This window comes from Pseudofrankia coriaricola (assembly GCF_032027725.1).
Lineage (GTDB): Bacteria > Actinomycetota > Actinomycetes > Frankiales > Frankiaceae > Pseudofrankia.
In genome coordinates, this window is the sequence record NZ_JASNFO010000054.1 from 53269 (window position 1) to 63170 (window position 9902).

At 70.7% G+C, this 9902-nt stretch carries 10 protein-coding genes; 4 read left to right on the forward strand and 6 right to left on the reverse strand.

The features are described from left to right. Window positions 1–2: 2 nt before the first annotated feature. The 3 genes from QOZ89_RS27700 to QOZ89_RS27710 are packed head-to-tail and all read right to left on the reverse strand — an operon-like array spanning window position 3 to window position 2063. Window positions 3–440: a carboxymuconolactone decarboxylase family protein gene (locus QOZ89_RS27700; RefSeq protein WP_071047501.1), complete on the reverse strand. Its 438-nt coding sequence runs from the start codon at window positions 438–440 to the stop codon at window positions 3–5. Between the two features lie 17 nt (window positions 441–457). Next, a complete protein-coding gene (locus QOZ89_RS27705) occupies window positions 458–1936 on the reverse strand; it encodes an aldehyde dehydrogenase family protein (RefSeq protein WP_241841568.1) in 1479 nt (492 codons plus the stop codon). A 4-nt stretch (window positions 1937–1940) separates the two neighbouring features. Continuing rightward, window positions 1941–2063 (reverse strand): hypothetical protein, encoded by a 123-nt coding sequence (locus QOZ89_RS27710; RefSeq protein WP_274536499.1) that lies wholly within the window; start codon window positions 2061–2063, stop codon window positions 1941–1943. A gap of 311 nt (window positions 2064–2374) precedes the next feature. Here QOZ89_RS27710 and QOZ89_RS27715 point away from each other — a divergent pair, with 311 nt between their 5' ends. Genes QOZ89_RS27715 through QOZ89_RS27725 form a run of 3 tightly spaced genes read left to right on the forward strand, consistent with a single transcriptional unit; the run spans window position 2375 to window position 5248 of the window. Then, window positions 2375–3586, forward strand: a complete 1212-nt coding sequence (locus QOZ89_RS27715; protein WP_071047500.1) for a metal-dependent hydrolase family protein — start codon at window positions 2375–2377, stop codon at window positions 3584–3586. A 28-nt stretch (window positions 3587–3614) separates the two neighbouring features. Continuing rightward, window positions 3615–4076, forward strand: a complete 462-nt coding sequence (locus tag QOZ89_RS27720; protein WP_241841567.1) for a nuclear transport factor 2 family protein — start codon at window positions 3615–3617, stop codon at window positions 4074–4076. Then, window positions 4073–5248, forward strand: a complete 1176-nt coding sequence (locus tag QOZ89_RS27725) for an acyl-CoA dehydrogenase family protein (protein ID WP_083418281.1) — start codon at window positions 4073–4075, stop codon at window positions 5246–5248. The genes QOZ89_RS27720 and QOZ89_RS27725 overlap by 4 nt, the downstream gene beginning before the upstream one ends. Before the next feature lie 36 nt (window positions 5249–5284). On the opposite strand, the gene QOZ89_RS27730 is transcribed toward QOZ89_RS27725, so the two are convergent. Next, the gene (locus tag QOZ89_RS27730; RefSeq protein ID WP_083418280.1) at window positions 5285–6484 is read right to left on the reverse strand and encodes an RNA-guided endonuclease InsQ/TnpB family protein; all 1200 of its coding nucleotides are present in this window, start codon (window positions 6482–6484) and stop codon (window positions 5285–5287) included. Window positions 6485–6623: 139 nt separating this feature from the next. Between QOZ89_RS27730 and QOZ89_RS27735 the strand changes: the two genes are divergently transcribed. Beyond that, entirely contained in the window at window positions 6624–7442 is an 819-nt protein-coding gene (locus QOZ89_RS27735; protein WP_083418279.1) for an acyl-CoA dehydrogenase family protein, read from the forward strand. 273 nt (window positions 7443–7715) lie between these two features. Here QOZ89_RS27735 and QOZ89_RS27740 read toward each other — a convergent pair whose 3' ends face one another. Both QOZ89_RS27740 and QOZ89_RS27745 read right to left on the reverse strand, forming a co-directional pair. Further along, entirely contained in the window at window positions 7716–9395 is a 1680-nt protein-coding gene (locus tag QOZ89_RS27740) for a bifunctional metallophosphatase/5'-nucleotidase (RefSeq protein WP_071047498.1), read from the reverse strand. A 160-nt stretch (window positions 9396–9555) separates the two neighbouring features. Next, entirely contained in the window at window positions 9556–9774 is a 219-nt protein-coding gene (locus QOZ89_RS27745; protein WP_397428855.1) for a TIGR03943 family putative permease subunit, read from the reverse strand. Window positions 9775–9902 lie beyond the last annotated feature (128 nt).

Below are 9902 nucleotides of genomic sequence, written 5' to 3' on the forward strand. Positions count from 1 at the left end.
AGTCACGCCCCTTCGCCGGGCGCGGACCCGCTGTCCGAAGCGGCGGCCGTCTCCTGAGCGGCCTCCTGGGCGGCGCGGTCGGCGCGCACCTCGCGCAGGGCACGGCGGGCGGAGATCGCCGCCGGCGCGCCGCAGTAGGCGGCGACCTGGAAGAGCAGCTCGTCCAGCTCGGCGTCGGTCACACCGGTCCGCGCCTGCGCGCTGGCATGCAGCCGGAACTCCTCCATCCGGCCAAGAGCGGCGGTCATCGCCAGCACCAGCAGGCTGCGGTCCCGGTTGGAGAGGGCTCCGCCGCGAGTCCAGACGCCCCAGGCCTGGCGGGTGATGTGGTCCTGGAACTCCCGCGCGACCGGATCGGTCTCGCCTGTCTGCCGGTCGACGTAGGCGTCGCCCAGCATGGCCCTGCGCAGCGCGTACGCGGCGCTCAGCGCATCGTCCACGGTGGTGCTCCTTCGTGTTAGCCCAGAGAGAGGCTGATGGTCTTGGTCTGGGCGTAGTCGTGCAGGGCCTCGAGGCCCTTCTCGCGGCCGTAGCCGCTGTTCTTGTAGCCGCCGAACGGGGTCTCGATGGTCAGCGGGCCTCCGTTGACGGCGACCTGGCCGGCCTGGATCCCCTCGGCGAGCCGCAGCCCGCGGGCGATGTCACCGCTCCAGACGCTCGCGACGAGGCCGAAGTCGGTGTCGTTCGCCACGGCGAGCGCCTCCGCCTCGCTGGCGAACCGGCGGGTCACGAGGACCGGCCCGAAGACCTCCTCGTGGGCGAGCTGGTGCGTCGGCGGTACGTCGGCGTAGACGGTCGGGCGCACGTACTGGCCGGCCGCGCCTGGGCCGTCGTCGTAGGCGGCGCCCCCGGTCAGCGGGGTGAGGCCGTCCCGCGAAGCCTCCGCGAAGGCGGCGAGGACCTTGGTGAACTGCGCCTCGGTGATGATCGGGCCGAAGTCGACGCCCGGCCGGAGCTTCTCGAGCCGTTCGACGACGCGCGCGACGACCTCGTCATGGACCGAGTTCTCGACGAGCAGGCGGGTCGTGGCCGAGCACACCTGGCCGGAGTTCGCCTGGATCGCGCCGGCCGCCGCCGCGGCCGCCCGGTCGAGGTCCGCGTCGGCGAAGACGACGACCGGGGACTTGCCACCGAGCTCCAGCGTCACCGGGATCAGCCGGTCGCCCGCGACCCTGGCCAGGTGGCGCCCGGTGGGAACGGAGCCCGTGAACGCCACCTTGCGTACCAGCGGGTGGGTGGCCAGCGGGCTGCCGACGTCGGGCCCGGTGCCGGTGACCACGTTGAGCAGGCCGTCCGGCAGCCCGGCCTCGGTCGCGAGCCGGGCGAGCAGCACCGTCGACGTCGAGGTGAACTCACTCGGCTTGGCGACGACGGCGTTGCCGACGGCCAGCGCCGGGGCGAGCGCGCGGCTTGCCTGGTTCAGGGGCAGGTTCCACGGGGTGATCGCGCCGATGACGCCGTAGGGCTCGAGCCGGGTGTAGGCGTGCGCCCCGGCGCCGAGGTCGATCGTGCGGCCGTGCAGCGCGCGCAGCACCCCGGCGTAGTACCGGAAGTACGCGACCGACATGTCGATCTCGAGCTTCAGCTGGCCGTCGGTCTTGCCGGTGGCGGCCCGCTCCAGCTCGGTGAGTTCCCCCGCCCCCGCCGCCATCGCGTCGGCGACCGCGTGCAGGATGTCCGCGCGCTCGCCCGCGGGCCGGGCGGCCCACGCGGGCCAGGCGGCCGCCGCCGCGGCGACGGCGAGCTCGACGTCGGCCGCCGTGCCGGCGGCGATCTCATCGCCCGGTTCGCGGGTCGCCGGGCTGCGGGTGGAGAAGTAGGCCCCACCCGCGGGGGGCACCGCCGCGCCGTTGATCCAGTGCTCGTGCCGCCGCGGTGCCGCGGCGGGCGCGCTCGTCGCGCTGGCGGCCGTGTCCGTGGTGTCGGTGATGCTCACCGGGCTACCTTCCCTTCCACACCGGCGCGCGGCTTTCGGCGAACGCCCGGGCGCCCTCCTGGGCGTCCTCGCTCACGAACACCGCGTCGATCTCCGCCGGGTCGGCCCAGCGCCGCTCACCCATCATCTTCTTCGTGACCTCGACGCCGAGCGGGCCGTTGGCTGGTCGGCGCTGTTCTCGTGGAGGGAAACTAGCTTCTCATCCTACGAGAATCAACGATGTAATCGATCTTCGGTGTCGCTTCTGGCCCCACGCGCGGCCCGGTTCGCGCTGGTCGAGGGCTCGCGGCCTCTGGGGAGCGGCCTGGGGCCCGGGTCGGGACGTTTGACGCGGCGGCGCCCCGCGTGAAAATCTGGCACTCAAGTCTGAGAACGTGATTCTCCTAACCTGGCTGGTCTTATCCTGGCTGGGCTCGAAGGGAAGAGGTGAGCGCCTCCATGCTGACCCTCAAGGCTGCGGGCCTGCTGGACGTCGACCACGGGGAGATCATCCGGCCTGGGATCCTCAAGGTCGACGGCGAGTACATCGTCGGCCTGGGCGGTCAGCCCGAGGGTGAGGTCATCGACCTCGGCGACCTGATCCTCGTGCCCGGTCTGATGGACATGGAGCTCAACCTCCTGATGGGCGGCCCCGGTGAGAACCAGTTCACCGGGCAGATGCGCGACGACCCGCCGCTGCGGATGATGCGCGCCACCCAGAACGCCCGCCGCACCCTGCGGGCCGGCTTCACCACCGTGCGCAACCTCGGCCTGTTCTGCAAGACCGGCGGCTACCTGCTCGACGTGGCGCTGATGAAGGCGATCGACTCCGGCTGGGTCGACGGCCCGCGGATCGTGCCCGCCGGCCACGCCATCACCCCGACGGGCGGCCACCTCGACCCGACGATGTTCGGTCAGTTCGCCCCGCACGTCCTGCAGCTCACCGTCGAGGAAGGCCTCGCCAACGGCGTCGACGAGGTCATCAAGGCCGTCCGCCACCAGATCAAGCACGGCGCCCAGGTCATCAAGATGTGCGGCTCCGGCGGCACCATGACGCTTACCGGCCCGGCGGGCGCGAAGCACTACTCCGACGCGGAGGTGCTCGCGATCACCGACGAGGCGCACCGGCGCGGGCTGCGGGTCGCGGCGCACACCCACGGCTCGGAGGCCGTGACCCAGATGGTCGAGTGCGGCGTCGACTGCATCGAGCACGCCTTCATGATCGACGACGACACGATCAACCTGATGGTCAAGCGGGGCACCTACCTGGTCGCGACTCAGGCGCTGATCGACGGCATGGAAGTGCTCAAGTCCTCCGACCCGCGGATCCAGGCGAAGGCCGCCCGGGACTGGCCGAAGGCCAAGGCGTCGATCCGCAACGCCATCGAGGCCGGCGTGAAGATCGCCATCGGCTCCGACGCGCCTGCGATCCCGCACGGGAAGAACGGCAACGAGCTGGTCACCATGGTCGAGCGGGGCATGACGCCGCTGCAGGCGATCCAGGCCGCCACCATCGTCGGCGCCGACCTCATCGACGTCACCGACCGGGGCCGGCTGGGCGAGGGCCTGCTCGCCGACGTGATCGCCGTCCGCGACAACCCCCTCGAGGACATTCGGGTCTTCACCCGCGTCCCCTTCGTGATGAAGGGCGGTAAGCAGTTTGTCTACTGAGCCCGAGACCAGCGTGCCGGAGACCCCGTTGTCTGAGAACCCAGTGCCCGAGACCGCGGCGGCGAAGCCGAACCGCATCGAGGATCTTGTCGAGATCCAGCAGACCCTCGCTCGCTACGCGGTGACCATCACCCAGGGCGACATCGAGGGCCTGGTCAAGGTCTTCACCCCCGACGGCACCTACACCGCCTTCGGTGACACCTTCGCGCTGAAGGACTTCCCGGCGCTGGTGGGGGCCGCTCCCAAGGGCCTGTTCCTGACCGGAACGCCCGCCATCGACTTCGCCGACGACGGGATCAACGCGACCGGTACCCAGCCGCTGTGCTTCATCGAGCACTCCAAGCACGACATGCGCATCGGCTACTACCGGGATACCTACCTGCGCACCGCCGACGGCTGGCGGCTGCGGACCAGGGCCATGACGTTCATCCGCCGCAGTGGCGCGCACGACCACGGCATCCCGCACGTCATCGAGCGGATCAACCTGTGAGCCCGACCTCGCTGGTGCCCGCCGGGTTCGTCCCGCCGGTGGACGGGAAGACGGCGACCGTCGAGGAGTTCCGCGCCGCGGTGCGGGCCTGGCTCGACGAGCACGCGGCCGGGCTCGCCAAGCCCGCCGACCACTCGCTCGACGCCGAGGTCGCCCAGCTCGGCAAGGTCCGCCGTGCCCTGTTCGACGCCGGCTGGATGCGCTACGGCTGGCCGGTCGAGGCCGGCGGCCTCGGCGGGCCGGACGTGCTGCGCGCCGTGCTCGGCGAGGAGGTGGCGGCCCGCGACCTGACCGACGCCACCAACTACTCGCTTGTCGAGGTCCTCGCCCCCACGATGATCTCGTATGCGAAGGGGGAGCTGGCGGCGGAGATGCTGCCGTGGCTGCTGTCCGGGCGCGAACAGTGGTGCCAGGGCTTCTCCGAGCCCGGCTCCGGCAGCGACCTCGCCTCGCTGACCACCCGCGCCCTCCAGCGTGAGGACGGCGCCTGGGTCGTCAACGGCCAGAAGGTCTGGACCAGCCTCGCCCAGTACGCGCAGCGGTGCGTGCTGCTCACCCGCACCGCGCCCGGCCACGCCGGCATCACCGCGTTCTTCGTCGACATGGACACCCCCGGCATCACCGTCCGCCCGCTGCGCACCATGCACGGCGTCGACGAGTTCGCCGAGGTGTTCTTCGACGACGTCGTCGTGCCGCACGAGCGGATGCTCGGCAAGGAAGGCGACGGCTGGAGCCTCGCGATGGACCTGCTCCCCTACGAGCGGTCCACCTGCTTCTGGCACCGGATCACCTACCTGTTCACCCGGCTCGACCGGCTGGTCGCCGACGCGGACACGGACGGGAGCGAGCCGACCGCGACCACGGACGCGGCCGTGGGCGCCGCCTACCTGGCGCTGCACACCGTCCGCTGCCGTTCGCGCAACACCCAGCGCCGGCTCGCGGCCGGCGCGAACCTGGGCCCGGAGACGTCCGTGGACAAGATCCTGCTGGCGACCGCCGAGCAGCTGCTGTCCAACACGGCGCGCGACGTGCTGCCCGGCGTGATCGAGCTGGCCGACAGCGACTGGCGCACCGAGTACCTGTACTCACGGGCGGCGACCATCTACGGCGGCACCGCCGAGATCCAGCGCAACATCGTCGCCCGCCGGCTCCTGAACCTGGGCAAGGATTGACATCCTCCCCTGCCCAAGGACAGGGGATTCCAACGACTACGCAACCGTCACGAAGGGAGGTGCGGTCCGTTGAGGTTCACGGTTCACCGGCTGCCCCACCGGGCCGCCTCCCCGTGCCGTCACCCGATGCCCTCGGGCGATATTGCGAGCCGCATTCACGTCAGCATTGCCGGTGTAGGCGCAGACGCGGCAGCGGAAGACGGCTTGGCTCTCGCGCGCCTCCCGATCCACGATCCCGCACGCCGAACACGTCTGCGACGTAAACGCGGAATTTATCTCCTCCACTCTGCTAGGCGCCTTCTCTCGCAGCCGGCGGGCCAGCATTCCCCAGCCTTGGGCGAGGATCGCCCGGTTAAGTCGAGACTTCGCCCGGACATTACGTCCCGGAGCATCAGAAGATCCTTTGCAAGAGCGGGTCATCTGCCGGATACGCAGATCTTCAACCCGGATCAGGTCAAACCGTCGGACCAGATCCGTGCTCGACTTTTCGACCCAGTCTTTGCGTTGGTCAGTCTCGCGGGCGCGAAGCCGCGCGATCTGGCTCTTGAGCCTGTCGCGCCGCCTGCTACCAGGTTTTGCCTTGGCGAGCCTGCGTTGCAGCCTGTCCAGCCGTTCGGACTGTTTCGGCCGCAGACTGGGGCACTGCCACAGCTCGCCGGTGGACAGGGCGGCGGACACGGCCACGCCCCTGTCGACCCCGACCACTCTGCCGCTTCCCGGCTCGGGAACAGGCTCGGGGATGGCCGCGAACGACACGTGCCACCGACCTGCCCTGTCCCTCGTGACCCGGTACGACCTAGCCTCCGGCACCGGGCGGGAACGGCGGAGTCGCACCCAGCCGACCTTTGGAACCCGCAGCTGGGCCCAGTTGCGGCTCAGGATCTGCACATCCCACTGTCGTGGCCGGCTTCCCACGACCCGGAACCCTTCCGATCGGCCACGTCGGCGAAAACCTGGCTTGCCGTGGCCACCTCGGAAGAAAGCTGCCATCGCTGCGGCGAAGTCTCGCAGCGCCTGCTGCTGGACAGTATGGGAACCGGCCGCAAGCCACGGATTTTCTCGTCGCGCCTCGGTGAGCTGGCGACACTGCTCGTTGAATCCGGGTGCTGGGCCACGCCCTGCCCTCCACCACGACTGCTGCTCCATGGCCAGATTCCAGACGTACCGCGCATGGGCGCAGTGCTTCTCCAGCCCGGCGACCTGGTCGGCAGTCGGGTAAAGCCGGAAACGGCACATGGCCCCACTATACGGGAAAGGAACAGGTGTCGAATTCCCGCCATTGAAGGGCATCCTTTCTCTGTCGGGCTGAAGACCGGGCTTCCAACACAGATCGGATGACCATGGCTGAATCGCCAGGCTTCGGAAAGGAGTAGCCGTGGACGCGGAGGAACGGGAGCTTCTCGCCGAGGCGCTGCGCGGGACCATGACCGCGACCCCGGCGGGTGCCGCGCTCGACGCGGCCCTGGCCGAGGTCGGCTGGGAGGACCTGCTCGCCCAGGAGCCCGAGGTCGCCGTCCCGCTGGTCTTCTCGTTGCTGGGGGAGACGGGCGCGCACGCCTCGCTGGTCAACGATGTGCTGCTTGCCGCCGCGGGCCAGCCGGTCGGTGGCACCGTGGCGCTGCCCTATGCCGGCGGCCGGCAGGTCGTGTGGGAGCGCGCGGACGCGGGGGGCGACGGTGGGGTGCTGGACGCCGCACTGCCGCTGCGGGCCGTCGACCCGGACGCGGCCGACGGCGGGAAGGCTGCCGCGGACCCGGTGGCGCTCGCCGCGGGCCGACGGGCGCTCGGCTGGTGGCTCGTCGGCACGGGGCGGGCGATGCTCGACCTCGCCCGCACGCACGCGCTCGACCGGACCCAGTTCGGCAAGCCGATCGCGGCCTTCCAGGCCGTGCGCCATCGCCTCGCGGAGACCTACGTCGCCCTGGAGGGCGCCGAGGCGACGCTGACGGTCGCCGAGGACGAGCTGGGCTGCCTGCTCGCCAAGGCGGCAGCTGGCCAGGCGGCGCTTGACGCCGCCCGGCACTGCCAGCAGGTCCTCGGCGGCATCGGCTTCACCGCCGAGCACGCCCTGCACCACCACATCCGCCGGGCGCTGGTCCTCGACGGCCTGCTTGGCAACACCCGCGAGCTCACCCGCCAGGCCGGCGCCCTCATCCGCGCCCAGCGCGCCGCGCCCCGGCTGGCTCAGCTGTAGCCCTCGTGCGCGGCGCCCCTCCGCGGCTTTTCCCGGCCCCGGTCAGCGTGGCGACGGCGCCACCATCAGTGACCGGGACGGCCGCACGGTCGTCCCGGTCGGCGACCCAACGGGCAGGGGACGAGGACGGTGCCGTCGTCCCGGCTGGATGGCCGGGACGGCCGGGGGGGCCCCCCCCGGGCCCGGCGCCGCGGAGGGGCCCGTCGTCCCGGCTGGATGGCCGGGACGACGGCACCGCTGAGGGAAGCCCTGCGTCGAGTGTTGGGCCGCTGGTCAGGCTGCCAGCGTGACGCGGTTGGTGGCCGGCGGGGCCAGCGGGGACTTGGCGGTGAGGTAGGCGGCGAAGGCGTCCAGGTCGACGCCCTGGTTGACCGGGTTCTTGCCTTCGGTGAAGACGGAGAACCCGTCGCCGCCACCGGCGAGGAAGTTGTTGACGGCGATCTGGTAGGTGGCGGCCGGGTTCAGCGGCTGGCCACCGATGACGATGTTGCTCACCTTCGAGCCGACGGGCGCGCTCTGGCTGACGGTGTAGGTGATGCCGGCCGGCTGCAGGACCCGGTTGAGGGAGTACTGCTGCTCTAGCACCCGCTTGATGGCGTCGCCGCTGATGGAGATGACCGTCAGCAGGTTGGCGAACGGCTGGGTGGTGAACGCCTCGCCATAGGTGACCTCACCGGGCTGCTCCGAGCCGGACGGCGCGTAGGTGAGGTCGGCCCGCACACCGCCGGGGTTCATGAAGGCGGCCACCGCGCCGCCCTTGTCCGCCGCCGAGGTGGCGGCGAGTTGGGCGTCGGCGATGACGTCACCGAGCGGGGTCTCGCCGCTGGGCGCCGCGGTCCGGGTGATGTCGGTCGTGATCCGCCCGATGACCCGGTTCTCCAGCGGGGCGGACTTGGCCCCGTACTCGTCGACGAGCGCCTGGACGCCGGGGTCCGGGGTGACGTCGCGGGTGACGATCTGGTTGTGGGCGCTGGCCGTGGTGACGTCGCCGGACTTCTTGTCGATGGTCAGGCGGATGTCGGTGAGGATCCGGCCGAAGGACGCGGCCTGGGTGACCAGCTTGCCGCCGACGACGCAGTTGTACGCCTGGTGGGTGTGCCCGGAGACGACGACGTCGATATCCCGGTCGAGCCCGTTCGCGATGTCGACGATCGGGCCGGACAGGCCGGTGCAGCCGTCATAGGTGCCGCTGCTCGCCTGCGAGCCACCCTGGTGCAGCAGGACGACGATCGTGTGCACGCCCCGCTTGTGCAGCTCCTTGACCGCGGCGTTGGCCGTGGCAACCTCGTCGGTGAACTTCAGGCCCTTCACGCCGTCGGCGGTGACGATGCCGGGCGTCCCCTCGAGAGTCATGCCGATGAAGCCGACGTTCACGCCCTGGAAGTTCTTGATGGCCCAGGGGGCGAGGATCGGCTTGTTCGTCTTCTCGTCCAGGACGTTGGCGGCCAGGTACTGGAACTCCGCGCCCTTGAACTCGCCCAGCTGGCAGCCGTCGGCCGGGTTGCAGCCACCGTTCTGCAGGCGGAGCAGCTCGGCCTTGCCCTCGTCGAACTCGTGGTTGCCGACGCTGCTGATGTCGACGCCGAGCTTGTTGAAGAGGCTGATCGTCGGCTCGTCGTGGAACAGCGCGGAGATGAGGGGGCTCGCGCCGACGTTGTCTCCGGCGGAGACCGTGACGGTGTTGCGCTGGCCTTCGCGCAGCTTGTTCAGCCAGGTGCCCAGGTAGGCGGCGCCGCCGGCGTTCACCGTGCCGACGAGACCACCGCTGCCGGTGGGTGGACGCAGGTTGCCGTGAAAGTCGTTGAGCCCGACGATCTGTACCTTCACCGAGCCAGGGCCATTGGCATTCGTCGGCGCGGCCGCGGCCGGCACGACGAAGGCCAGCGCGGCCGCCAGCGCGCCGGCGATTCCAACAACGCCCCAGCGCGCTCGCCGGGAATGACGGAGACTCATGTAGCTCCGATCGGACGGTGGACAGGGCGCGTGCACGTTAGCGTCCCGGCGCGGCGAGATCCGCACAGCGGCGCTACAGGTTGGTAAACAGGCCGTTACCGGTGACGCGGATTGGGACGTGATGGTGCCCGCGCGGCCCCTCATCCTGAAGGCCGTCGGCTCAGGTCTCGTAAGGGTCGGCCGGGGGTGGAATGACCTCGAGGGACCGCGCGACGAGACCGGGCCGGTCATCCGACGGCGGGACACCGTCCCAGCGTGCGAGCACCGTGATCCAGGCGTTCTCGGCGGGCGTTTCGACGCCGGGCGGAAGTGTCAGGTTCACCGCCGCGGGCTCGGCGTCCGCCGCGCAGCAACGAATGACAAATCGCGTCAGCGTCAGGCCTGAGTTCGGTCACCTGCTCGTTTTCGATCATGGTGTAGTGCGTTGACCTGGGGTGATGGGTGCCTGGTGGGTGGTTCTGAGGCACTAATTGGTGCCCTACGGTGTGGTTGTGGCCTGGATTCGGC